This is a genomic window from Terriglobus roseus (genome assembly GCF_900105625.1).
Lineage (GTDB): Bacteria > Acidobacteriota > Terriglobia > Terriglobales > Acidobacteriaceae > Terriglobus > Terriglobus roseus_B.
The window spans coordinates 2,888,286-2,913,804 of sequence record NZ_FNSD01000001.1 but is presented as its reverse complement, the minus strand read 5'-3'; the positions used below and the strand labels follow the sequence as shown (position 1 = coordinate 2,913,804).

Here is a 25,519-nt window from a genome sequence, read left to right as displayed (position 1 = left end):
CCCATGACTGACACACCGACACGCCCGCTGCGCATCGTCGTCCATCCGGACGACAACGTCGCCATCATCGTGAATGAAGGCGGGCTGCGCGCGGGCACGGTGTTTGAGGACGGCCTGACGCTGACGGAAGACATCCCCGAAGCCCACAAGATCGCGCTGGTGGATCTGCCGCGCGGATCGCGCGTGATTCGCTATGGTGTGACGATCGGCGCAACGAATGCCGACATCCCGTGCGGAGCCTGGGTACACGAGGGTCTGCTGGAATTGCCGCCTGCACCGGAGTTGAGCGAAGTGCCTTTCGGCGGCGCGGTGCTCCCGGCGCAGGAGCCGCTGAAAGGCTTTACCTTCGAGGGCTTCCGTAACGACGACGGCACGGTTGGCACGCGCAACATCCTGGGCATCAGCACTACGGTGCAGTGCGTCGCGGCAACCGTCGACTTTGCCGTCAAGCGCATCAAGGCAGAGCTGCTGCCGAAGTATCCCAACGTCGATGACGTCATCGGCATCACGCACATCTATGGCTGTGGCGTCGCCATCAACGCGCCGGGCTCCGAGATCCCGATCCGCACGCTGCGTAACCTGAGCCTGAATCCAAATCTCGGTGGTGCGCCCATGGTCGTCAGCCTCGGTTGCGAAAAGCTGCAGCCCGCGCAGATGCTGCCGGCATCGACCCTGCCGATCCTGCAAGGATCACCGTACGTCGTGCGGCTACAGGACGAGGAGCACACCAGCTTCGGCGAGATGGTTGCGGCCATCATGGAGCTGGCGGAGAAGCGCCTGATCGAACTGGATAAGCGACGTCGCGTGACCTGCCCCGCAAGCGACCTTGTGGTGGGTCTGCAGTGTGGCGGCAGCGATGCATTCAGTGGTGTGACCGCGAACCCTGCAGTCGGTTTCGCGACCGACCTGCTCGTGCGTGCAGGCGCGACAGTGATGTTCAGCGAGGTCACCGAGGTTCGCGACGGCATCCACCTGCTGACCGCGCGTGCCGCCGAGGATGAGGTGGCGCGAGACCTTGTCCGCGAGATGCAGTGGTACGACGACTATCTCGCACATGGCGGCGTGGATCGCAGCGCAAACCCGTCGCCCGGCAACAAGAAGGGCGGCCTGAATAACATTGTCGAGAAGGCCATGGGCTCTATCGCGAAGAGCGGCATCGGCACCATCCACGGCGTCAGCGGCCACGGCGAACGCGTGACGAAGAAGGGTCTGATCTTTGCCGCGACACCTGCCAGCGACTTCGTCTGCGGCACACTGCAACTGGCGGCCGGCATGAACATGCACGTCTTCACCACAGGCCGGGGCACGCCCTACGGCCTGGCGATGGCGCCGGTGATCAAGGTGACCTCACGCACCTCGCTGGCAAAACGCTGGAGCGACCTGATCGACATCAACGCGGGCACCATTGCAACGGGTGACCAGACCATTGAACAGGTGGGCTGGGAGATCTTCCACATGATTCTGGAGGTGGCCAGCGGCCGTCAGCAGACCTGCGCAGACCGCTGGGGACTTCACAACGAATTCGCGTTGTTCAATCCGGCTCCGATTACCTAGACAAGGAGACCAGACGCAACAGAGCCCGCATCGCTTTCGGATGCAGGGCCTGTCGTCGATGCGTGATCGTTGAGAAGCAGACTACGGCTTCATCACCATGAAGTCGCTGACGGTTGCGTCGGTGTTGTGTGCGAAGCGGATGCCGGCTACGCCGTCGGTGGACTTGAGCTTGCCCGGCCCGACGAGGTCGGCCTTCTTGTAGGTGCCAACCGTCGTGCCATTGATGATGCACGACACGCTGTCGCCCTTCACCTGCACAGAGATCGCCTGCGAGACGGGCTGGCCGGGGCCGGCAGCCTTATGCACAGCATCGTTCGCCTCGCCGCGGCGGCCGTTCACCTGGAACGGTGCGGGGCCAAAACCACGGACGATGAAGTTGCCGTTGCCGTAAGCGGCGCAGTACAGGCCACTCTCATTGGGCGTGCCCATGTCATTGCCGGCGATAAAGATGCCGTACGGGTGCGGATGGTCGTTGCGGTTCATATACTGCGGCTCATTGAAGTTCGCCATCACGGTGTAGTCACCGGTAGGGGCGTTCTTCGGGTTCCAGTAGGTGAGCGCCGGTCCGGTCATCACGTGGAAGGCCTTGCCCTCCATCTTGAAGCTGGAATCCTTCTCACTCTGACCCTGCTTGACGGCCCCAGCATCCACGGTCGCCTTCCATCCGGGAACGAAGATACCGCCGTTGGCGATGGCCTTGGCCTTTTCTTCCTGGGCAGGCGGTGCGCCGGCGGGGGCCTGGGCGCGAAGCGCGGGGACAAGGGCGATAGCGGCGAGTGCGAACGTACAACAGAGCGAATTGCGCATAAGGGCATTCCTGTTGGATCGGGAGTTGTGACGCTCCACGCAACACGCGCGAAGGCGAACGTCATCGGCACTCATTCTAGACCTGCTCCATCGCGAATGGGTGAGCAGGAATTCCTCCCGCCCGGAAGATTTATAGCCCTGAACGAATGCGGTGCGGCCTTCGATCCGGGACTTCTTCACGGATTTGTCATCCGGAGCGAAACGGAGCGCAGCGAAGTGCGATCGAAGGATGACAGCTCTTGAGGAGTGCTGGAGGAAAACCGCGAATGCGCTCCGCTCAGGATGACCAATTCGAGGAGCACGGCCCGGGTGCTTCGCGCAAAGCGCGAATCGTCTTCGATTGCGCCCACGATATGCTCAAATTCAACCCATCTACCCCCAGAGGACCACATGATGCGCCTGCACCGCCTGCTAGCTCTTAGCCTTAGCCTTGCCTGCGTAGCGAACGCGCAGACGCAGCAGCCGTTCAGCGTCGCCGATGCGCTCTCCGCGCCCTTCATGAACCAGTTGACTGCCGCACCCGCGAAGAATCGCGTGGCATGGTTCGTGGATCAGGAGGGCATTCGCAACGTATGGGTTGCCGCCCCCGGCGAGAAGGCGCACGCCATCACGCACTACAAGGAGGACGACGGCCAGGACATCGACAACATCACCTGGTCGCCCGATGGAGAGCGCGTTGCCTACACGCGCGGTATTGGACCTGAGGGCAGCGAACACCCGACCGCTGCCAACCCCGCGCATCTGCAGGAAGACGTAAAGGCGCGTGTCGAGATCGCAACTGTGACCGGCGAGGTGCGTGTCGTCGGCGAGGGCCATTCCGCGGCATTCTCCGCGGACGGCAAGCGCATCTTCTTCCTGCGCAGCGGCAAGATCTTCGCCGCAGACGTGGTCGACGCCACGAAGCAGCCCGAGCAACTCGTGATTGCTAAAGGCACCGCGACCGCACTGCGGCCCTCCCCCGATGGCAGCAAGCTGGCCTTTGTTTCGCGCCGCAGCGACCACAGCTTCATCGGCGTCTTCACCTTTGCCAGCAAGACACTCACGTACGTCGATCCCGGTACGGGCCTCGACCACGATCCCGCCTGGTCGAACGATTCGAAGCGCATTGCTTTCGTGCGGGAGAGTCCGTGGATCAGTGAACTCGATCTTCGCTGGATGCGCGCCGTGCCCGTGCCGTGGTCGATCCGGATTGCCGATGCAGCGACCGGCGAAGGCACTGAGGCCTGGCATGCCGACAAAGGCAATGGCTCTCTCTTCCACGAGATGGTGGCGAAGAATCAACTGCTCTGGATGGCGGATGGCCGCATTGTCTTCCCGTGGGAGAAGACCGGCTGGCTGCACCTGTATTCGCTGATGCCCGGTGAGAAGAGTGGGAAGCTGCTGACGCCCGGCGACTTCGAAGTGGACAACGTTGTCACGGACGGCGAGCGGGTCGTTTACAGCAGCAACCAGGTCACAAACGATCCTGCGGATATCGACCGCAGGCACCTGTGGAGTGTGAGTACGGCGGCGAGCCCGCCAAGCGCGATTACCAGCGGCCCGCAACTGGAGACCAATCCAGCGTTACTAGCCGATGGGTCGGTCGCTTTCATGGCTGCTTCATGGGGCCAGGCATTCTTTCCCGTGCTCTCGGTTAGAGGACTGGAGAACATCATCTCGTGTAGCGGTCCGGGCAGACGGCCTTGCCCCCAAATGGCTCCTCCGGGCCGGGGTCCTCTCGCCAGCCTGGCCGTCGAGGGACTGCCTTCGTCATCCCGTCCCCGTTATGACGAGTTCGTCGTCCCTCAAATGATTGTCTTCCCGGCAACCGATGGCTTGCCGATTCACGGTCAACTCTTCCTACCGAAGAACGCAGGGCCCGGCACGAAGCTACCCACCATCGTCTTCTTCCACGGTGGATCGCGCCGCCAGATGCTGCTTGGCTTCAATCCCATGCAGTACTACGCGCAGACGTATGAGCTGAACCAGTACTTCGTCTCGCGCGGCTACGCGGTGCTCAGCGTGAACTATCGCAGCGGGACAGGCTACGGCATGGAGTTCCGGCAGGCCCCGCACTACGGCGCCTTTGGCGGTACGGAGTATCTGGATATTGAAGGCGCAGTGAAGTGGCTGAAGGCGCAACCGAATGTCGACACGAAACGCATTGGCGCATGGGGTGGCAGCTATGGAGGCTATCTGACGGCGCTCGCACTCGCGCGTGATTCGGCAGACTTTGCGGCGGGCGTGGATCTGCACGGCGTGCATGACTGGTCGTACGAACTCGACCTGTGGAAGCCGACGGACGATCCGGATCACAACACGGCTGCCGCTGCGGCGGTTGCGTTCAAGGCTTCGCCGATGGCCGATGTCAGTAAGTGGAAGAGCCCCGTACTGCTGATGCAGGGAGACGACGATCGCAATGTGCTGTTCGGTCAGACGGTGCGGCTGGCCGCGGCTCTGCGTGCAAACGGTGTCGATGTCGAAGAGAAAGTCTTTCCCGATGAAGTCCACGACTTTCTGCTGCATGGGAACTGGGTCAAGGCTTACGAACTCGCGGCGGACTTCTTTGATCGGAAGCTGAAGAATCGTCCGTGATCTCCCTTGTGAGCGCAGACGCATTCGAGCACGGATTGTAGGGCGGGGTTAAGGATCGTAAGGGCACGGCTTCAGCCGTGCCCTTACGATTCATGCTTTTTTGCAGTTCGCGCCCTCTACAGCAACATCCCATGCTCCACCTGTAGAGCGGTCGCAAGCGCGTCCATATCAGCCACCGTGTTGTACAGACTCGGAGTGACGCGAATCACCGGGCCCTTCGCGACGCCTTTGCGAAAGACCGTGTGGATCTTGTACTTGTCGAAGAGCCGATGCTGCACCTTCAACGCGTCTGCAACCGTGTACATGCCCTTCAAGCGGAAGCTCGTAATGGCGCAGTAGTTTGCCGGATTGTCAGGCACCAGGATGTCCACGTTGGGAAGGTCTTTCACGGCGTGCACCCAACGATCGCGCAGCATGCGCAGATGGTCTTCGCGGACCTTGCCGCCGGTCGCGTTGTAGAACTGCACCGCGCCCGGCAGCGTCAGCGTCGCGGCGAAGTTCGTGACACCGGGCGGCACGCGCGCGGTGATGTCGTCGGGCGGGATCTCGTGATTGTCGTAATGAATGTCGATGTCCGCGATGCGGTTCCTGCGGATGTAGAGGGCGCCTGTGCCCAGAGGCGCCATCGTCCACTTGTGCACGGACCACGCGGCGAAGTCACAATCGAGATCCGGGATCTTGAAGTCGAGGCAGCCTACGCCGTGCGCGATGTCCACAATGCAATCCACACCGCGCGCACGCGCCATCGCCACGATCTTCTTCACCGGCGAGATGAGGCCGGTACGGTGCGAGACCTGCGTGACAAGCATCATCTTCGTGCCGGGATTTGCCTTCAGCGTGTCTTCGTAGGCCTGCAGAACATTGGCCTCGGTGGCCGGCTCGGGCATGTTGAAGCGCACGACCTTCGCGCCGCGATGATCGCCCAGGTAGTCCATCGCGGACAGTGTCGTGTCATAGTCCAGGTCGCAGCAGATGACCGTGTCACCGGGCTTCAGGTTCTTGTACTGCACGATGAGTGTCTGCAGCCCCTCAGTACCGGAGCGCGTCAGTGCGCACTCTTCATAGGCGACACCGACCATTGACGCGATGGCAGCACGGCCTGCGCGGAAGTCTGCTGCAGAGTTGTCGCCGGGCAGAACGCCACGTCCCCAGATGCTGTTGAATCGATTCACATAGGCGGTCTTTTCGGCATAGAGATTGGCCGTACGCACAGGCATCAGGCCCCAGTAGCCGTTCTCAAGGTTGATGATGCCGGGAGCGACATCGAACTCTGCGGGCCAGCGATCCGCGGGCAGGGTCGCGGGGAGCGGCGCGATGGTCTTCGCAGGATTCTGCGCGGGCGTGCGGAGCATGGCGGCAGCAGGAGCGCAGGCAGCGGCGGACTTCAGAAAGGTGCGGCGGTTGGGCACGTGCGGTCTCCGTTGGATGCACACAGTGTAACGAGAGTCCGTGAATCCGTTGGTGGCGGAGGCAGTCCTGAAACGTTTGTTCTATGCGCGTTCGATGGAAGAACGAGGTTCGTGCTCACGCGAATACCCCACCCTTTTGCTTCGCAAAGAATGGGGCACCCGGTTCTATCGGTTAGCTCTGCTTTCCGATTGCGTCGAGCTGGGCGAGGGTCCCTGCGGGCAGTTGCAGATCGGCTGCTGCCAGGTTCTCCTTCAGATGCGCTACCGATGACGTGCCGGGGATCAGCAGGATGTTGGGTGAGCGGTGCAGCAGCCAGGCCAGTGCAACCTGCATGGACGTTGCGCCGAGAGACTTTGCGATGTCGTCCAGCGCAGACGACTGCAGTGGCGTGAAGCCGCCCAGCGGGAAGTACGGCACGTACGCGATGCCCTGCGCGTTGAGTGTGTCGATCAGCGCATCATCCTCGCGCTGCGCGATGTTGTACAGGTTCTGCACGCAGACAATCTTCGCAAGCTTCTGCCCTTCTTGGATCTGCTGGTGCGTCACGGTGCTCAGTCCAAGGTGACGGATCAGGCCCTGTTGTTGCAGCTCAAGCAGTACGGTGAGCGGCTCCTCGATCGACATGTCTGCCGGGAAGAGGGGCGCGCCGACGCGCAGGTTCACCACATCCAGAGCATCCACGCCGAGATTGCGAAGATTGCTGTGAACGCCATCGATGATCTGCTGGCGATCCAGTGCCGCGTCCCACGAGCCGGTTTCACCGCGCGACGCGCCGATCTTGGTGACAAGCGTCAGAACGTCGGCGTAGGGGTGCAAGGCTTCACGGATGATCTGGTTGGTGACGAAAGGGCCGTAGAAATCTGAGGTATCGATGTGGTTGACGCCTGCCTCCACCGCCGTACGGAGAACGCGGATGGCCTCGTCACGGTCTGCGGGTGGACCGAAGACATGCGGCCCGCTGAGCCGCATGGCGCCGTAGCCGACGCGGTGGACAGTCTTTTCTGCCGAGGGGAATTTGTAGGTGCCGCCAAGCTTTGCTGCTTCTGCCATGTTGAATCTCCTGAAGTTTGCTTCCTGTGATTAGATGAAGGAAGCTTCAGGTTTGGAGTTCGCATTTGCCGCAGGTCATTCAAGAGTCCATCGAGCCAAGAAAGACGCCGGTCCAGGCACGCGCCACGGTCAGCGTGGAGTCAATCCTGGAGGCGACCCTTCAGGTTTTGCTGGATGTGGGACAGGCCCGCCTGACCACAACACGCGTCGCCGAACGAGCGGGTGTGTCCGTGGGCACTCTGTACCAGTACTTCCCCAACAAGAACGCGTTGCTGAAGACAGTAATGGAGCGCCACCTGGCCGAGATCGCCGAGGTCGTGGAGACAGAGTGCGCCCTGCTGCGAGGAAAGCCTCTGGCAGCCATGGCCGAAGGTGTGGTGCGGGAGTTTTTGAGGGTGAAGCTGGGGAATCTCCGCAAAAGCATGGCGCTGTATGCCTTCAGCTACGACATGGACCGGGCGCGCCTGGTGAAGTGCATGAGCGAGCGCATCCGTACGGCGATGGCCGACATGCTTCGCACGTCGACGGAACCACTGGGCACCGATCCCGCAGTGGCTGCGGCGATGCTGGGCGACATGATGGCCGGTGTGACGCGGCGGATGGTGGAATCGGAAGTGCCGAAGAAGCAGGCCGATGCGATGCGGCGCGAACTGGTCGTCGCTGCAACTGCCTACCTGCAGGCATCCGTGCATAAGCCGACGCGACGTCCCTGCCGGTAACTCGTCCGGCAGGTTCGCGCGGGTCGTTCAGCAGAATTTGCGGTTAGGCGTCGATCTTGTAGGTGAACTCTTCGATGACGGGGTTTGTCAGCACTTCACTGGCAATGCGCTTCACTTCTGCCTCGGCCGCATCACCGGTCAGGGTGTCGGCGAGGGTCAGGACGAAGTACTTTCCCTGGCGCACGGACTCAACCTGCGGGTGGTGCAGGCGGCGAAGGGCGTTGGCAATGGTCTGGCCCTGGGCATCGAGTACCGTGGTCTTCAGCGTGACATAAACGTGGGCGCGCATACCCGGATTATAGGTGAGGCCGGGCGCGGAGCCTGTCGCCTGCCCTCCCCGTATCGACGCAAATCGTAGAAACGCTTGAGATAGGAGCGGTACCGGATATTCTCTTTCCCAAGATCGGCTTTGCGTAGCACGGCCACTGACGGGTAAGATGAAACGCAGTTGCCGCAGCCCGTCCCCTTTTGGGCACACCGTTTTTGTGGCCGATATCTCCATCTGAGACCTGAAAAGACCCTATGCCGAATTATTTAGAGTTGCCGGTGGGCGCAAAGTCGCCCGAAGTCGTAAATGCGGTGATTGAGATCCCGTACCAGGGCCGCATGAAGTTTGAGTACGACAAGCAGCTGGAAGTCTTCAAGCTGGACCGCAACCTGTACAGCCCCGTCCACTATCCCGGCGACTACGGCTTTCTTCCAAGCACTCTGGGCGATGACGGCGACCCATTGGACGTTCTGGTTCTGGTGGATGAGCCCAGCTTTCCCGGTTGCCTGCAGGAAGTTCGTCCGATCGGCCTGATGGAGATGATCGACGGTGGCGAAGGCGATGAGAAGATCCTGGCTGTGGGCTGCGCAAACCCGCGCTTCTTCGATATCACCGATTACAAGCAGATCCACCCACACAAGCTGAAGGAGATCGTGCACTTCTTCTCGACCTATAAGGACCTCGAAGGGAAAACCGTTGAGATCAGGGGCTGGCGTGACGTCGATTACGCGCACGAAGTGATTCAGAAGTCGGTTGCGGCCTATAAGGCGAAGAAGAAGTAGGAAAGTTTTCAGGCATCTCGTAAGAGGCGGCGCTCCGGCGCTGCCTCTTGCTATTTATGGATCGACAGGAATGTCATTCTGAGCACAGCGCTGCCTGGATCCATCCCGGAACATCAGCGCCCCGATCCCGCGTGTTTGGCCTTCGCGGGATATCTCCGATGCTGCGGATACATCCAGACTTTCCATTCCGTCGACACCACGCGATGCCTACAGATCCCGCTTCATTTGCATCTCTAGCACCCAGTTTCGTGTCCCGCCTTACGATAAAGAGATGAAGCCCCGTTCGCCCATTTTTGTCACCTCCCTGGTCGCGGCCGCGTTCTTCATGGAAAACCTGGACGGCACCATCATCGCGACAGCGATCCCGCAGATGGCTCGCAGCTTTCACGTGGGCGCGGTCAGCCTGAACATCGGCATGACGGCGTACCTGCTGACGTTGGCAGTTCTCATCCCAATCAGCGGGTGGGTGACGGACCACTACGGCTCGCGTTCCGTCTTTGCGACGGCTATTGCCATCTTCACAATCGCTTCGCTGTTTTGTGCGGGCGCGCACACCCTGACGCAGTTCACGCTGATGCGAATTCTGCAGGGTGTGGGTGGCGCCATGATGGTCCCTGTGGGCCGCCTGATCGTCCTGCGCAATACTCCCAAGGACCAGCTCACACAGGCGATTGCTTACATCAGCTGGCCTGGGCTTACGGCGCTCGTTCTCGGTCCGCCGCTGGGTGGTTTCATCACGACGTACGCGAGCTGGCACTGGATTTTCCTGCTTAACGTGCCGCTTGGCATTGCGGCGCTCGTCCTCACCATGCTGTGGATTGAAAATACCCGCACCGAATTAAGCCATGGGTTTGATTGGGGCACCTTCATCCTTGCCGGCTTCGCCTCCGCTGGTTCGGTGTATGCAATGGAGAAGCTCGGTGGCGGCGAAAGTCCATGGACCGGCCCTGCAACGCTGCTGCTGGTGAGCCTGCTGAGTGGCGTGCTCGCCATCGTGAACGCGCGGCGCAGACCGGAGACGTCGCTGATCGACTTCGAATCAATGCGACGTAAATCGTATTCGCTCTCGATCTATGGGGCCAGCGCCTTCCGCATCTCTGTATCGACACTGCCCTTCCTGCTGCCGCTCATGTTCCAGATTGCTTTTGGGCTCAGCGCCTTCCGGAGCGGACTTTACCTGCTGGCGCTGTTTGGCGGCGATTTGAGCATGAAGTCCATTGTGATTCCGTTGCTTCGGAAGTTCGGTTTTCGGCGGATCCTCATCTTCAACGGCATCATCACGGCAGGCACGATGGTGCTGTGCGCGATGCTGACACCGGGCACGCCCGTCCCCCTCCTGCTGCTGATCCTGTTTGCGCATGGCGCATCCCGGTCCATGGAGTTCACCTGCCTGACAACCTTGGCTTATACAGAGATTCCGTCGGAGCGCATGAGCCGTGCCAACGGCTTCCTGAGCGCCATCATGCAGTTAAGTGTCGGTATGGGCGTGGCCGTAGGCGCGATCACTCTTCGCATGGTGGCGCAGACCGCTGGTCACTCCGCATCGACGCCAATGCTGCGGGATTTCCGATGGACCATCATCGTCATGGCTCTGCTGGCGCTGGGCCCGGTCTTCGACAGCCTTGCACTGCCCCACGATGCGGGTTCGGATACGAGCGGCCACCAGCCGATGCCAGAGGCAGAATCGGCGTTGATCTAAGCCCTGCCGGTGTCATCTCCTCCTGACCCATCCCACACCCACTTCGTGTGTATGTGGGGAACCCAAGTTTCGTAATGGCCCGCATCTGGGCCTGGATCGAGGAACGGCGTAGGATATTCCGCATGTCCGGGAAGCTAACTCGTCGAACTTTTCTTCGAAACACGGCCGCTGCCGCTGCACTCGCCCAAGCTGGAACTGCCCTGTCCCAGGCCTCCGCAATGGGTGCCGGGCAGAACATGGCCTCGGGGCCATTTCAACCCACCTGGGACTCGTTGAAGCAGAACAAGACGCCCGATTGGTTCCGGGACGCCAAGTTCGGCATCTGGGCGCACTGGTCGGCGCAGTGTGTGCCGGAACAGGGCGACTGGTATGCCCGCAAGATGTACCTGCAGGGCGATCCCATCCATGACTGGCATGCCCAGCATTATGGCCATCCATCAAAGTTCGGTTTCATGGAGATCGACAACCTGTGGAAGGCCGAGAAGTGGCAGCCGGAGCAGTTGATGGGGCTCTACCAGGCCGCGGGTGCTAAGTACTTTTTCGCACTGGCGAATCACCATGACAACTTCGATAACTACGCCAGCACCTACCATCCATGGAACTCCACACGCATCGGTCCCATGCGCGACATCGTCGGCACATGGGCCAAGGTGGCTCGAGCGCACGGCATGAAGTTTGGTGTGTCGAATCACAGTTCCCACGCGTGGCACTGGCAGCAGGCGGCGTATGGCTACGACGCAATCGGACCTATGGCCAACGTGCGATACGATGCCGCAACGCTGACCAAGGCGGATGGCAAAGGCAAATGGTGGGAGGGCTACGACCCGCAGGTTCTGTACACAGGCCGCAACAACCTTGCCATGCCCGATGGGGTGAACACCATCGAGGCGCAGAACGAGTGGCACAAGACACATGATGCCGTGTGGCATGAGGACGATCCGCCGCAGAACCCTCGCTTTGCGGAGCTATGGTACCTGCGCTGCAAGGAGTTATTCGACAAGTACGAGCCAGACATCGTCTACTTCGACGACACGGAGCTGCCATTGGGGGAGAAGGGCCTGATGGCCACGGCGCATCTGTACAACAGCAGCATTGCGAAGCATGGCTCACAGCAGTCAGTCGTGGTGGCAAACAAGATCCAGCCACAACATCGCGGCGCGTTCACGTTGACGATCGAACGCAGCCGTTCCACGGAGATTCTGGAAGACCCGTGGCAGACCGCTACCTGCATCGGCGAATGGCACTACAAGAGATCGCTCTACGAGCAGCACAAGTACAAGACCGCAGAGACCGTCATTCCCCTGCTGATCGACGTGATCAGTAAGAATGGCAATCTGCTGCTGAGCGTGCCGGTGCGTGGCGACGGATCACTGGATGAGGATGAGCACGCCTTCCTGGCCCAGCTCGCGTCGTGGGTGCCAAAGCACGGCGAAGCCATCTATGGGACGCGACCCTACACGATCTTCGGCGAAGGTCCGCCCGAGCCAATTACAAACAGTTTTGCGGAAAAGACACGGCCACACACAGCGGAAGACATTCGTTTCACGACGCGCGGCAATACGCTGTATGCCTTTGTGCTCGCGTGGCCTACAGACGGAGTCGTGCGCGTGAAGACACTGCGCAAGGGCGGCGAGCACGCACCGCGTGCGATTCATCGTGTTGAGTTGATCGGTGAATCGGGATCGCTGCAGTACAAACAAACCGCGGATGCGCTGGAAGTGAAGATGCCTTCGTCGCCACCGAATCCGTACGCCTATGTCCTGCGCATCCGTACGTAGCGAGTGCCCACCCTGGCAGCGTCAATGCGTCAGATCTCCGCTGTATTGGCTTGCGAAATACCTCTTCGCGAGCCAGTACAGCGGGAGTCCGCAAGCCGCGATCCCCAGCGCAAACAGCGAGGCCGGCACCGGCCCCACATGCTCGTTCCGCGCAGCCCACAGCGCGAAGAACATCAGCCCGACTGGCCCCGCACCCAGTGCTGCGGCGACCCAGGTTGGTCCCGGGATGCGGAAGGGACGCGGCAGGTCTGGCTCACGCCGCCGAAGGATGATGAGCGCGGCAAACTCAAGCATGAGCGACAGGCCCCACAACAGCACATCGACCGTGATCAACCGCTCGAACGACAGCTTGAGCGCCAACGCCCAGCAGGTTGCGCAGACGATCAAGGCCACCCACGGCACACGCGCGCGATTGCGGAGGGTGAGCGCCTTCGGCAGCAGACCGTCGCAGGCCATGGCATACGGCAGGCGCGTATAGCTGAGTGTGAGCGCGTTGAAGGTTCCCATGCTGTCCAGCGATCCGGCCAGGACCACGCATACAGCCAGGGCTGAGCCGCCCAGCAGTTGCGCCGCGTCAGCCCAGGCGCCGGTACTGAAGCGCTCCGGGGGGATGCCTGCCCAGGCGACCGCCGCGACGGGGATGATGTACGTCGCCATGACCATCGCGGCCGCAAGCATCATCACGCGCGGGTACGTGCGCTGCGGATCTTCCACCTCTCCCGCGATCGTGGTGGCATTGTCCCAGCCCATGTAGTTCCACATGGCGACGAGGATCGCTGCCGGCAGATCCACGCGGGACGGAGCACCCATGGCTGCATGCGGTGCATGCGCGCCCGTCCACACCGCAAAGCCCACCAAGGCGAGGAATGGGCTGAGAGCCACCAGCCACATCCATACCGAGCCAACGCCGACCGCCACGCTGCCGCGCAGGTTCCACAGCGCGGACAGCACAACGACACCAATCTCCAGCAGCAGACCTCGATGTCCGCTGGTCAGAGAGGGCGCCACCCGTGACAGATACGACACAAAGATCGTCGGGTAGATGGCCATGTCGAAGATGGAGGCGGAGAGCGATAGCCACGCCTCCTGGAAGCCCCAGAACGGGCCCATGGCACGACGCACCCAGGCATAGAAACCGCCCTCCTCCGGCACGCTTGCAGCAAGTTCGCCGATCATGAGCGCTGTGGGCAGGCTCCAAACGAACGGCAGCAGAAGCAACACGGCAAGCGCGCGGCCGTAGCCTGCGAAGCCGATGATGTCTTCAAGGCCATACGGGCCGCCAGAGACCATGAAGTAAGTGGCCGCCAGTAGAGGCAGAAGCCGAAGTTTACGCGGGCCGGTGCGCCGTTGCGATGGTGTCGATGTCGTCAAGTCGATGGGCTGTGATGTGACTGTACCGCGTGGACTGGCTGCCGCGAAAGCCGTCCTCGTCCGATCCCCAGGAATACGAACGGCCTTGCAGAGCGGGAGGCAAAGCTACTGCGGGCAAAGTGGTTCCTGCTGCCCCTCCACCAGGGGCAGGCGAGGACGGCCGGATACCAGCGATACAGTCCTGCTGCTCCTCGGGAGCGGACTCGCGGGAACGACGGCACGAAGCACCCCCGCAAGCGGACCGTTGCGATGACCTAGGCTGCGACTTCGCCGAGGGCGTAGCGACGGCAGTGCTCCAGATACGCAGCTTCATGCAGCGCCGCAAGGTCCAGGATGCTGCTCCATAGCCAGCGCGGCGCGTCGAGCCCACGCGTGTGGCGTGAACGCAGCTCTTTCACCCATGCCGCTCGCTGCGCTGGCTTCATCTGCCTGCCATGTGCGCGCCCGACCACGCCGGCCATCAGTCGAGCCGTTCCGATGGCGTCTTCACGGGAAAGGTTCTCAAGATCGAACTTCATGTCCTGCGGTCGCAGCTCACGCACGATGACGGGCTTGCCAAGCAGCTGCGCGGCGATCATCCGATTACCCAGAAAGGGTGATAAGGCACGCGCACCAGTGACTACGCGCTCCGCATGGTCTTCGTAGACCGTCGCATGCAATGCGCGCGGAGCTGCGGCGGCTGTCGCTTCCTTGATGTCGAGGAGGTGGAACTGGCGATGCTTCTTCTTTCCAACCCCGATCAGCGCTGCAAAGCGTAGCTTGCCCAAAGATGAGCAGCCCTTCATCCAGTAGGCAGCGTCCAGCAGATCGACCTGTTCCTCGGTCTTGCCGCGAATGCCCTCGATGAGCTTGCGCAGCTTTTCTTCCGTGAACAGGCTCTGCAAAGCTTCGTGCTCCGGCTCCTGCAACGCCCAGTATCTGCGACCCAGCGGAATCTTCGGCGTGATGCCTTCGATGCGCTCTTCGGCCAGGTGCTTCCATCGGCGCATGCCCGCCTGCCGCATCACCCGGCGAATGGGTTCAATCTCATTCGGCGTGATATGCGCAGAGTGGCCAGTCAGGCGTGCCAGGTAGCCCTCGATCATCTCTTCGATCATGAGGGCTGTGGTTACACCGGGTAGATCGGAGCTGCGCGCCGCCATGGCCAGAGACAGGCCCAGGCGCAGCAGATCGTGCGCAGGATTCCCGATGACTGTCTGGTCGACATCACGGATCTCAATGTCGATGCGGCCATGGACACCGGCTACCGGTCCGAGATTACCCGTATGGCAGTCGCCGCAGATCCATACCTCCGGACCGCTGGGTAACGAAGCTTTCACTGCATCACTGGAGAGCCATTCGTAGAAGCGCCGGGTATTGCCACGGACGTAGGCGTGCGCAGACTCGGCCATCTTGCTATGGCGTTTTGTCTCCAGGAGGGAACGTCGATCGGGTGTAGTTGTTTTATCGTTCTTCAATCTCATTGAACTGTTACATGAAGCTGCGCGGATGGTCTGTCGGGAACCAGCCTCATAGAAGCGTGCGTGCGTGTCACTGACGACGCGCACAGTGCGTATGTGTGCGGTCAATGTATAGACAGTTGTGCACCTCGGCGATATAGTTCGGGAGCCAGAGTATCTCCGCACGAACACGCGCTGATGATGAAAAGCAACCCACGCACCATCGTTCTCATCGCCACATGCCTCGCCGCCTGCCTTGGTGCGAAAGCGGAGGACGGTGCAGCCGCATGGCTACGGTACGCGCCGATCGCAAACCCTGCACAGTACCGCGAGTTGCCTTCGCGCATCGTGGTGATGGGAGACTCCCCCACAGAACGCGCTGCCGGCGCTGAACTTCAGCGAGGCCTCACGAAGATGCTGGGGCGAGAGTTCACCGTGACGGGCGCTGCCGGGCTGACAGAACGAGCCATCGTTCTGGATCGAGAGCGCGGCGGGTCCGGCAAGGCCCCTGACTATGACAACGCGGTCGACATCCGCGCGGACACGTATCGCATTGCCTCTCGCAATCCCTGGCAGGTGCAGGTCCTTGGTGCTTCCACTCGTGCTGAGCTCTACGGCGTCTTCCATCTGCTGGAGTTGATTGCGACAGCAAAGCCCCTGCCTTCGAATGAAGGACATACCCCTTCCGCGCCCATCCGGTGGACGGATGAGTGGGACAACCTGAACGGCACCATCGAACGCGGCTATGCGGGCCGCTCCATCTTCTTCGAGAACGGGCATGTGCGCGCTGACCTTTCACGCGCAGGCGAGTATGCGCGGTTGCTGGCATCCGTTGGCATGAACGGCTGCAACGTCAACAACGTCAATGCGGACCTGGACACGTTATCGCCAGAGCACCTGCACGAGTTCGCGCGCATTGCGGATGTCTTCCGTCCATGGGGCGTGAGGCTTGCACTGAGCATCGACCTGACAAGTCCGCAGACAGTCGGTGGGCTGGATACCTTCGATCCCGCTGATCCGAAGGTCATCGCATGGTGGCAGGCGAAGGCGGACGAGATCTATAAGCTGATGCCGGACTTTGGCGGCTTTACCGTAAAGGCTGACTCCGAGGGTCGTAAGGGACCATCGCAATACGGCCGCACACCAGCCGACGCGGCGAACGTGCTGGCGCGCGCGTTGAAGCCCCACGGGGGCGTGGTGCTCTATCGCGGCTTCGTCTATAACAACCATCTTGACTGGAACGATCGCAAGGCCGACCGCGCGCGTGCCGGTGTCGATAACTTCGTGAAGAACGACGGGACATTCGACTCCAACGTCATCATCCAGATCAAGGAAGGCCCCATCGACTTCCAGGCACGCGAACCGGTGAGCCCGCTCTTCGCTGCGCTCCATAGAACGAACGTTGCGATCGAAGTGCAGACTGCGCAGGAGTACACCGGCCAGCAACGCCACATGGTCTTTCTGCCCAGCATGTGGAAGTGGGTGCTCGACACGGATCTACATGCGCCTGCCATTGACGGCAAGCCGCGCGCAACACCGGTGAAGCAGATCATTACCGGCCACACGTTTCCAAACGCAGACGGCACGCCGCGCCTGGGTGGCTTTATCTCCGTGACGAACGTCGGCCTGGATGCTAATTGGCTGCATCATCCGATGGCGATGGCGAACCTGTATGGCTTCGGACGGCTGGCATGGAACCCCGACACGCCTCTCGACGAAATTGCGAATACGTGGAGCACGATGACGTGGGGCAGCGATGCTGCGGTCCGCACGACCGTGCCGAAGATGTTACTCACGAGCTGGCAGGTCTACGAGGGCTACACCGGTCCGAACGGAATCGGGACCCTAACGAACATCCTTGGATATCACTTCGGGCCAGGCATCGAGTCCGCCGAGCGCAATGGTTGGGGACAGTGGTTCCGCGGAGAGAAGGATGGCATCGGCATGGACCGAACGGCCAGGGGCAGCGGATACATCCAGCAGTATCCGCCGGAGCTTGCTGCGCAGTACGAATCGCTTGCGACGGTTCCCGATAACCTTTTGCTCTTTTTCCACCATGTGCCGTATGACCATCGGCTGCACAGCGGCAAGACACTTGTGCAATCCATATACGACACGCATTACGCAAGCGCACGTGCCGCTGCTGAGTATGTGCCGCAGTGGAAGTCGCTCGAAGGCAAGGTCGATGCTGAGCGCTATACGCAGACTCTTCAACTGCTCGAGTTCCAGACTGGGCATGCGATTGTATGGCGCGATGCGATTAACACTTGGTTTCAAAAACAGTCCGGCATACCGGATGCAACGTATCGCGTGGGCAGCGACACCGGTCGCATCGAAGCGGAAGCGATGAAGGCCGAAGGTTACACGCCCATCGAGGTAACCCCATGGGAGACGGCTTCAGCCGGCAAAGTTGTTGTCTGCCGTGAAGTCAATGGATGCACACTGACAACCACCGTTCCGCAGCCGCGCGGCAGATATAACGTCGCTGTGCAGTATTACGACATGTGGCGCGGCGCATCGCGCTATGAGTTACTCGTCGACGGCAAGAGCGTTGCGCAGTGGCGCGCAGATGACACGTTACCGCCCGCGCAGTACGACGCCGCTCCGGATGGACAGACGGCAACGCGCTTCACGGCGCATGGCGTCGCACTGCATCCCGGCGCGACGTTGACTTTGCACGCCGTGCCGGACCTGCGAACGGAACTGGAGAACGTGGTCCCGGCTGCTGAGGCGAATAGCCAGATCCGTGCGCGCGACTATCGCGAGTACGCTCCCGTCGACTACATTGTCATTGGCCCGGACGGCGATATTACGCCGCATTAAGTGGAGACAATCAAGTCTTATGAAGATCATTGGCGCTCGCCTAATCATCTGCTCTCCCGATCGCAACTTCGTCACGCTGCGCATCGATACCGACGAGGGTATCTACGGCCTGGGCGACGCCACGCTGAATGGCCGTGAGTTAGCCGTTGCAAGCTACCTGCAGGAGCACGTGGCGCCATGCCTCATCGGCCGTGATGCCTCCATGATCGAGGACACCTGGCAGTTTCTATATCGGGGTGCTTACTGGCGCCGCGGGCCCGTCACCATGGCCGCCATTGCAGCAGTTGATATGGCGCTGTGGGATATCAAGGGCAAGGCTCTGAATACGCCTGTCTACAACCTGCTGGGAGGCGCCAGCCGGCAGGGCTGCATGGTCTACACACACGCCAATGGTGCGGACATCGCGGAGGCCGTCGACTCCGTGCAGAAGCACTTGTCCGAAGGTTATCTCGCGGTTCGCGCACAGGCGGGTGTACCGGGCATCGCATCGAGCTACGGTGTCCCGAAGGCAGGCAAGCCGTATGAGCCGGCGGAGCGTGGGCTGCCGAGCGAAAGTGTCTGGTCCAGCGAGCGCTATCTTCGCTTTGCGCCGAAACTGATGGAAGCCGTACGAGCGAGTGTTGGGCCCGATGTTCATCTGCTGCACGATGTGCATCATCGACTGACGCCGATACAGGCCGCGCGCCTGGGCAAAGAGCTTGAACCCCACGACCTGTTCTGGATGGAAGACCCTGTACCCGCAGAGTTGCAGGAAGGCTTTCAACTCATACGTCAGCACACAACCACACCCCTTGCGGTCGGAGAGGTATTCAACTCCATCTACGACGCGCACGAACTCATTCGCAACCAGTGGATCGACTATTTACGCATGACTGTTGTGCATGGTGGTGGCATCACACCGTTGAAGAAGGCTGCAGACTTCGCTGCGCTGTACCACGTGAAGACAGGCTTCCACGGTGCGACCGATCTATCGCCGGTGACGATGGCAGCAGCGCTGCACCTTGGACTGGCGATCCATAACTTCGGCATTCAGGAACACATGCCGCACACGGCATTGACGGACGAGGTCTTCCCGCATGCCTACCGCTTTGAGGCGGGCTACATGCATCCGGGCGATGAGCCGGGCCTTGGCGTGGAAATTGATGAAACACTGGCTGCGAATTATCCGTACCAGCGAGCGTACCTGCCGACTGCACGGTTATTGGATGGCACCGTAACGGATTGGTAGTTACCTGCGAAATAGATCGAGCGAAATACTATCTGCCATCGCATGAAAGCCAGACGCCGACGGATGCAGATGATCTCCGCTGTCGAACTTCGGCAACAGTCGCGTGGGATCCGCTGGATCGGCGATGACTTTGTCGAAGTCAATCACTGCATCGAAGTGGCCTGCCGCGCGTATCCAGGCATTGATCTTCTGCCGGTCGGCTTCGTTCGCGGCATTGGGATGGTAGAAGTCGAAGCCGAGAAACGGCGTGATGGTGGCGCCGTAGATCCGCAGACCGCGGTCGTGCGCTAGGTCGATCATCTGCTGATATGCGCCGAGGATCGATGCAACCAGCGCATCGTGCGCGCGAGGTGAGAATTCTTGCAGGCGAGCAGTCATGCCCAGGTCGTTCACGCCCTCGAAGACCACAACATACTTGGCGCCCGGCTGCACCAGCACGTCGCGCGAGAAGCGAGCCAGCGCATTTGGGCCCGAGCCATCCACCAGCACGCGGTTGCCGCCGAGCCCGGCGTTTAGTACGCCAAGATTGCGCAATGCCGGGTCGGACTGCAGGCGGACTGCAAGATCATCCGGCCAGCGGTCATTGCCGTTTGTTGTAGCGCCGTGGCCGTCGGTGATCGAGTCGCCAAACGTCACGATGCTTGCTGCACCCGTCGGTGCAGGTACATCGACGCCGGCGATCTGGTACCAGCGGTCGAAGTGTGCGGCGCCTTCCATCTCTGCGGTCGATGCGTCGACACCGTGTAATACGTACGACGTCGAACGTGACCCCGGATGCGCCGTCTGGGTCGCTGGCTCCTGGTCGTAGGTGATCGTAATGGCAATGTCTGACAGCGCGGCTGCGTGGAACGGAACCGGGTCTGAAAGATACTCAGCGCCAGAGGGGATGATGACGCTCGTGTGACCACGATCGAAGGTGACCACACGGTCTGTTGCAAAATCGATGACGGCGCCGGAGGCTGAGACCGGCCGCGCTACATGGACGGACATCAACCCCAACGACGATGTGCCAAAGACGTTCGACAGACGCAGCCGAATCTCCTCGCCGCCCAGTGAGAGATGGACGATCTGCCGGAGTGTTGCGGCCTCAAGCTGCCCCTTAGGTGCAATGTTCATATCCGTGGGAATTTGTTGTGAAGCGGCCCAGCTACCCACCCACTGCGGTGGCTTCACGATTTGAGCGTAGGAGCCCAGCGCCGACAGCAGTGCTGCAATCGAAATAAAGAGAGACCGGACGCGCATCCAATGCTCCTGAGGGCTTGTACTTTCTTCGGAGCAAAGAATAAAGTTGCTCGGGAAGAAACGTCAACGGGATTGCGCGTCCTGAGGAGGAGTCGGCGGTATGGAGTTAGCGGGCCGCAAGGCCGTAGTGATCGGTGGCACATCCGGTATTGGCAAGGCACTGGCGCTTGGCCTGGCGCGTGCCGGTGCGAATGTCATCGCGACGTCACGCTCGGACGCGGCCGTTGCTGAGACAACCGCAGAGATCCGATCGCTTGGGCGTGAGTCGATGGAGATCGTGTCCGATGTCCTCCAGCGTCGATCGCTACAGTCTCTACTGGAAGGCGCGCTTGCAGTCTTCGGCCGCGTCGACATTCTGGTGAATGCCGCGGGCATTACAAAGCGCGAGCCGACACTCGAAGTTTCAGAAGAGACGTGGAACGCGATCCTCAATGTAAACCTGCACGGCACACTGCGCGCCTGCCAGGTCTTTGGCGGACAGATGATTACGCAGGGGTACGGCCGGATCATTAACATCGCATCACTCTCAAGCTTTGTGGCCTTTCAGGAAGTTACGGCATACTGCGCGAGCAAGGCTGCGGTTGCGTCACTCACACGGTCACTTGCCGTGGAGTGGGCAAAGCATGGGGTGCTTGTCAACGCAGTTGCGCCGGGCATCTTCCCGACTGCGCTGAACAGTCGAATTCTCGACAGCCCGCGCGGGCAGGAGTTGCAGATGCGCACACCTCTCGCGCGCTTTGGAACGACCGACGAACTGATCAGTACCGCGGTTTATCTTGCGAGCGAAAAGACATCCTTTACAAACGGACAGGTGATTGCAGTGGATGGTGGCTTCCTGGCGAGCGGCGTGAATCAGTAGTCGAAGGTAAGGACTACGTCGCGAAATCGACCGGCCAGGCACGCAATGTGCCGCCACGTGCGGTTGTAACCGTAACCGCGCAGATTTTCTGGCAATGACTTAAACATTCTCAGTGTCTCCGTCGTCTTCCTCAGTACAGGCACCACGCCGGGGCGCAGGCTTCGGTATCGAAGCAACGAAGGAGACAGACGATGAAGAACTTCCTGAGAAACGCTACGCGCCTGAGCGCCGTGGCACTTTGCAGTGCAGCGCTTTGTACTCTGCCGGCCATGGCACAGGGCGGCGGAGGTCGCGGCATGATGACGCCGGAGCAGCGGCAGGCACAGTTCGATGCGATGGCTGCGGCTGTCGGCCTCACGCCGGAACAGATCCCGCAGGTGAAGGCCATCCAGGACGACACGATGAAGAAGATGGCAGAGCTTCGAGCGTCCGGTGGCGACCCGCAGGAGATGCGTCCGAAGATGATGGCGATCAACGCCGAGCAGACGACTAAGATCAAGGCCCTGCTGACCGATGATCAGAAGACCAAGTACGACACCTACCTGGCATCGCGTCCGCAACGCGGTCCCGGCGGCGGCATGGGCCCTGGTGGACCTCCTCCGCAGCAGTAACACGTCTCCCACAAGGAAGGCACAAGGGCCCGGTTTCCGTGGTGGAACCGGGCCTGCTCCTTGTATGTCAGAGTGACACGCACGCGCAGCCCTTCGCCTCTATGCTTGTGAGTGGCACAGCGCTTATCGCTGTCTGCCCGTGCAGGTGCACACATGCCCGACATCATTGACATTCCTGCTCCATCGCGCAGACCGCGCGCGCTGCTGATTGCCGTTGCCGTCATTGCGGCGCTGCTGTTTGGTGGCGGCCGTCTGCTCAGCTTCTACGTGGACGCGCTCTGGTTCCACTCGCTCGGCTTTACAGAGATCTTTCGCAAGACACTCATGTTGCAGTGGGCTCTGTTTCTGGCTTTCTTCGCACTGACATTTGCGTTGCTCTACGGAACGTTTGTGTTGCTGCGTGGACGCGGACACGGCACCAGCATGGTGCGTGCCGTGCTGGTGAATGGACAGCCGCTCAGCATCGACGTTGGGCGCTGGCTGAAGCCGACCGTTCTGGCTTTGTCGCTCTTTGTTGCGTGGGTCTCGGGCTCCGGCATGTCGGAGGAGTGGCCTACCTTTGTTCGTTGGATCTATGCGCAGCATGGTGCGAGCGCACTGGATCCGGTGCTTGGCCGGCCGCTGAACTTTTATCTGCTGACGCTGCCCGCGTGGCAACTGCTGGCGGGATGGGTGATCGCCATGGCAGCACTCGTCCTGGCCTTCGCCGCAGGTCTGCACATGACGCGCCAGCGCGCAGTGCAGGTCCCGGACTTCCATCAGGATTTTCACTTCGCCGACGCCGGTACCACATCGTGGCGTGGAATTTATGCGGCCGTTGCCTTTTTGCTGGTGGCGCTGTCGGTGCGGGTGTGGCTTAGTCGCTTCAGTCTGTTAATGGGTGAGCACACAATCTTCTCCGGCGTCACCTATACCGATGCACATGTCAGTTTGCCCGGCCTGCTCATCGTCTCCGTGGTCTTGTTGCTGGGGGCGGCAGTTGCCGCGTACAGCGCGGCGAAACGGAACAGTGGTGCGCGATGGGTCTTTGCTGCAGTCCTCCCTGGAGCGCTGTTGTACGTTGCCGTGCAAGTAGCTGGCGCAGCCGTCGACACGTTCATCGTCAAGCCGAACGAGCTTGTGAAAGAACAGCCATACATCCGCAACAACATTGAAGCAACGCGCACGGCCTACGCGCTGGACAGCATCGTAGTGCGGCCGTTTGCTGCGGGCACAACGGTCGCTGACGCCGATGCCTCGAACTATCAGCCGACGCTACAGAACATCCGGCTGTGGGATGCACAAGCGCTGCAGGACACGCTTCGTCAGATCCAGGAGATTCGAACCTACTACGACTTCCCCGGTATCGACATCGATCGCTACAACCTGGACGGCCACCCGCGCCAGGTGATGCTGGCAACACGTGAGTTAAGCACCGAAAAGCTACCCGAGAGCAGCCGCAATTGGATCAACGAGCGCCTTGTCTACACGCATGGTTACGGCGTCACCATGAACCCGGTGAACGGCTTCACGCCGGAGGGCCTGCCGACTCTGCTGCTGGGCAACATGCCCGTGCAAAGCACCGTGCCATCGCTGAACGTTGCACGTCCGCAGATCTACTTTGGCGAGATGACGAACACGGACGTCTACGTGAAGACGCGTCAGCAGGAGTTCGACTATCCGCAGGGACAGTCGAACAGCCTAACCAGCTACACCGGCACCGGCGGTATCGCGCTGGGCAACTGGCTGCGCCGCACGATCATTGCGCTGGAGCGGGGTGATGTAGCGAAGCTGCCCTTCAGTGACGACGTCACACCGGACTCACGCCTGCTGATGCGTCGCAACATTCAGGAGCGTGTGATGAACATCGCACCGTTCCTTTCGCTCGACCCCGATCCGTACATCACCGTGGGCGACGATGGCCGGCTGCGCTGGATTCTCGACGGCTTCACCTCCGCCGATACCTATCCCAACGCGCGCCACTACGCGCTGGGCGATACGCCGGTGAACTATCTGCGCAACAGTGTGAAGATCGCGGTCGATGCCTATGACGGCACCGTCTCCTTCTATGTGATGGATGAGGCCGACCCGATCCTTAACGCGTATCGCAACGCCTTTCCGGGTATGTTTCAGCCCGCAGCCGCGATGCCCGCAACCATGCGCGCACACCTGCGCTATACCGACACGCTGCTGAAGCTGCAGGCGCACGCTTACGGGCTGTACCACATGACCGATCCAGCAACGTTCTTCAATCGCGAAGACCTCTGGACACCAGCAACGGAGTCCGCCGTCGACAGCCAGGGCCAGCGATCCTCGCAGGAGATGCAGCCCAACTACGTACTGATGAACCTGCCCGGCGAAAAGGGCATGGAGTTCGTCAACATCCTGCCGTTCACACCGAGCAATCGCAACAACCTGATCGGCTGGATCGCAGGCCGCAGCGATGGTGCCAACTACGGTACGGCCGTCGCCTATAACTTCCCCAAGACACGTCTGGTCGATGGTCCGTCGCAGATCGAAGCGCGCATCGACCAGAACGCGCAGATCAGCGGACAGTTGACGCTGTGGAACCAGCAGGGATCGCATGTACATCGTGGCAACCTGCTGGTGATCCCCACCGGCACCGCGCTGCTGTATGCCGAGTCGATCTATCTGCAGGCCGACCGCAGCCCCATGCCTGAGCTGCGCCTTGTCGTGCTTGCGCTACAGGATCGGCTGGCCTATGGCACCACCTTTGAAGCGGCGCTGGCGAGCCTGTTCAATGGCACGGAGTCGTCCATTACCCAGGTTGCTGCGCAACCTTCGACTCCTTCCAGCGGTGCTGCAGCGGCTCCGTCCGCTTCTCCGGTTGCGGGCGCACCGACCAACCGCAACGCAGAGATTCAGCAGGCCGCTCAGGATCTGGCCGAGTACCAGCGACTGACCGCGCAGGGCAAACTCGGCGAGGCCGGCGCGAAGCTGGATGCGTTGAAGGCGGTGTTGAACCGGTTGACGGCGGGTGGCGAGCGGTAGATCGCTACTTGGTTCTTCAGTTCCTGCATTTTTCATCCTGAGCGGAGCGCAGCGTAGTCGAAGGACCTGCATTCGCTCCGCCGCCGCTAAGACCTGCGGGGAATCCCACTTCCTCTGACACCGGGAAGCTCGATTCCTACCGCATTGTTGCCGCCGCAAGCGGAATGCAGGTCCTTCGACTGCACTCCGCTGCGCTTCGTTTCGCTCAGGATGACACGCTTTTGTGGGTGCTCGGGGCGACACGTCTTGTGGAACGCTACGTTAGGCCGTTCGATCCCCGGTCACACGCCGGAAACCAATACGCGATACCATAA

Annotated in this window: 19 protein-coding genes; 11 read left to right on the top strand and 8 right to left on the bottom strand. The window is 61.0% G+C overall.

Features of this window, described 5'->3' with window-relative positions; genetic code table 11:
• The first annotated feature begins 3 nt into the window (after positions 1–3).
• Complete coding sequence (gene garD, locus BLW03_RS11945; RefSeq protein ID WP_074654292.1) at positions 4–1,554, top strand: galactarate dehydratase; 1,551 nt, start codon at positions 4–6, stop codon at positions 1,552–1,554.
• An 81-nt stretch (positions 1,555–1,635) separates the two neighbouring features.
• Here garD and BLW03_RS11940 read toward each other — a convergent pair whose 3' ends face one another.
• Positions 1,636–2,361: a hypothetical protein gene (locus BLW03_RS11940; RefSeq protein ID WP_074654291.1), complete on the bottom strand. Its 726-nt coding sequence runs from the start codon at positions 2,359–2,361 to the stop codon at positions 1,636–1,638.
• Positions 2,362–2,751: 390 nt separating this feature from the next.
• Between BLW03_RS11940 and BLW03_RS11935 the strand changes: the two genes are divergently transcribed.
• Positions 2,752–4,935 carry an alpha/beta hydrolase family protein gene (locus BLW03_RS11935; RefSeq protein WP_074654290.1) on the top strand — a complete coding sequence of 728 codons (2,184 nt, stop codon included), beginning with the start codon at positions 2,752–2,754 and terminating at the stop codon, positions 4,933–4,935.
• 116 nt (positions 4,936–5,051) lie between these two features.
• On the opposite strand, the gene BLW03_RS11930 is transcribed toward BLW03_RS11935, so the two are convergent.
• A complete protein-coding gene (locus BLW03_RS11930) occupies positions 5,052–6,344 on the bottom strand; it encodes an aminotransferase class V-fold PLP-dependent enzyme (RefSeq protein WP_074654289.1) in 1,293 nt (430 codons plus the stop codon).
• A gap of 172 nt (positions 6,345–6,516) precedes the next feature.
• Positions 6,517–7,395: an oxidoreductase gene (locus BLW03_RS11925; protein WP_074654288.1), complete on the bottom strand. Its 879-nt coding sequence runs from the start codon at positions 7,393–7,395 to the stop codon at positions 6,517–6,519.
• 65 nt (positions 7,396–7,460) lie between these two features.
• Between BLW03_RS11925 and BLW03_RS11920 the strand changes: the two genes are divergently transcribed.
• A complete protein-coding gene (locus BLW03_RS11920) occupies positions 7,461–8,114 on the top strand; it encodes a TetR/AcrR family transcriptional regulator (RefSeq protein ID WP_074654287.1) in 654 nt (217 codons plus the stop codon).
• Positions 8,115–8,157: 43 nt separating this feature from the next.
• On the opposite strand, the gene purS is transcribed toward BLW03_RS11920, so the two are convergent.
• On the bottom strand, positions 8,158–8,403 hold the full coding sequence (gene purS, locus BLW03_RS11915) for a phosphoribosylformylglycinamidine synthase subunit PurS (protein ID WP_074654286.1): 246 nt from the start codon (positions 8,401–8,403) through the stop codon (positions 8,158–8,160).
• A gap of 233 nt (positions 8,404–8,636) precedes the next feature.
• Here purS and BLW03_RS11910 point away from each other — a divergent pair, with 233 nt between their 5' ends.
• The 3 genes from BLW03_RS11910 to BLW03_RS11900 all read left to right on the top strand — a co-directional run bounded on the left by BLW03_RS11910 (position 8,637) and on the right by BLW03_RS11900 (position 12,641).
• A complete protein-coding gene (locus BLW03_RS11910) occupies positions 8,637–9,164 on the top strand; it encodes an inorganic diphosphatase (RefSeq protein WP_074654285.1) in 528 nt (175 codons plus the stop codon).
• A 271-nt stretch (positions 9,165–9,435) separates the two neighbouring features.
• Complete coding sequence (locus BLW03_RS11905) at positions 9,436–10,863, top strand: MFS transporter (RefSeq protein ID WP_074654284.1); 1,428 nt, start codon at positions 9,436–9,438, stop codon at positions 10,861–10,863.
• A 122-nt stretch (positions 10,864–10,985) separates the two neighbouring features.
• On the top strand, positions 10,986–12,641 hold the full coding sequence (locus BLW03_RS11900) for an alpha-L-fucosidase (RefSeq protein ID WP_074654283.1): 1,656 nt from the start codon (positions 10,986–10,988) through the stop codon (positions 12,639–12,641).
• A 21-nt stretch (positions 12,642–12,662) separates the two neighbouring features.
• On the opposite strand, the gene BLW03_RS11895 is transcribed toward BLW03_RS11900, so the two are convergent.
• From BLW03_RS11895 to BLW03_RS11890, 3 genes are all read right to left on the bottom strand, one after another.
• Positions 12,663–13,931, bottom strand: a complete 1,269-nt coding sequence (locus BLW03_RS11895; protein WP_244502058.1) for an APC family permease — start codon at positions 13,929–13,931, stop codon at positions 12,663–12,665.
• A gap of 37 nt (positions 13,932–13,968) precedes the next feature.
• Positions 13,969–14,130, bottom strand: coding sequence for a hypothetical protein (locus BLW03_RS20865; RefSeq protein ID WP_212733254.1), 162 nt, complete (start codon positions 14,128–14,130; stop codon positions 13,969–13,971).
• A gap of 136 nt (positions 14,131–14,266) precedes the next feature.
• On the bottom strand, positions 14,267–15,475 hold the full coding sequence (locus BLW03_RS11890) for a DUF2252 family protein (RefSeq protein WP_074654281.1): 1,209 nt from the start codon (positions 15,473–15,475) through the stop codon (positions 14,267–14,269).
• Positions 15,476–15,649: 174 nt separating this feature from the next.
• Between BLW03_RS11890 and BLW03_RS11885 the strand changes: the two genes are divergently transcribed.
• Positions 15,650–18,274 (top strand): alpha-glucuronidase family glycosyl hydrolase, encoded by a 2,625-nt coding sequence (locus BLW03_RS11885; RefSeq protein ID WP_074654280.1) that lies wholly within the window; start codon positions 15,650–15,652, stop codon positions 18,272–18,274.
• A 19-nt stretch (positions 18,275–18,293) separates the two neighbouring features.
• The gene (manD, locus tag BLW03_RS11880) at positions 18,294–19,502 is read left to right on the top strand and encodes a D-mannonate dehydratase ManD (RefSeq protein ID WP_074654279.1); all 1,209 of its coding nucleotides are present in this window, start codon (positions 18,294–18,296) and stop codon (positions 19,500–19,502) included.
• On the opposite strand, the gene BLW03_RS11875 is transcribed toward manD, so the two are convergent.
• The gene (locus BLW03_RS11875) at positions 19,503–20,744 is read right to left on the bottom strand and encodes an SGNH/GDSL hydrolase family protein (RefSeq protein ID WP_074654278.1); all 1,242 of its coding nucleotides are present in this window, start codon (positions 20,742–20,744) and stop codon (positions 19,503–19,505) included. It abuts the gene before it with no gap.
• 100 nt (positions 20,745–20,844) lie between these two features.
• On the opposite strand from BLW03_RS11875, the gene BLW03_RS11870 reads away from it, so the two are divergent.
• From BLW03_RS11870 to BLW03_RS11860, 3 genes are all read left to right on the top strand, one after another.
• On the top strand, positions 20,845–21,603 hold the full coding sequence (locus BLW03_RS11870; RefSeq protein ID WP_074654277.1) for an SDR family NAD(P)-dependent oxidoreductase: 759 nt from the start codon (positions 20,845–20,847) through the stop codon (positions 21,601–21,603).
• 191 nt (positions 21,604–21,794) lie between these two features.
• On the top strand, positions 21,795–22,214 hold the full coding sequence (locus BLW03_RS11865; RefSeq protein ID WP_074654276.1) for a hypothetical protein: 420 nt from the start codon (positions 21,795–21,797) through the stop codon (positions 22,212–22,214).
• Positions 22,215–22,367: 153 nt separating this feature from the next.
• The gene (locus tag BLW03_RS11860) at positions 22,368–25,205 is read left to right on the top strand and encodes a UPF0182 family protein (protein WP_074654275.1); all 2,838 of its coding nucleotides are present in this window, start codon (positions 22,368–22,370) and stop codon (positions 25,203–25,205) included.
• Positions 25,206–25,519 lie beyond the last annotated feature (314 nt).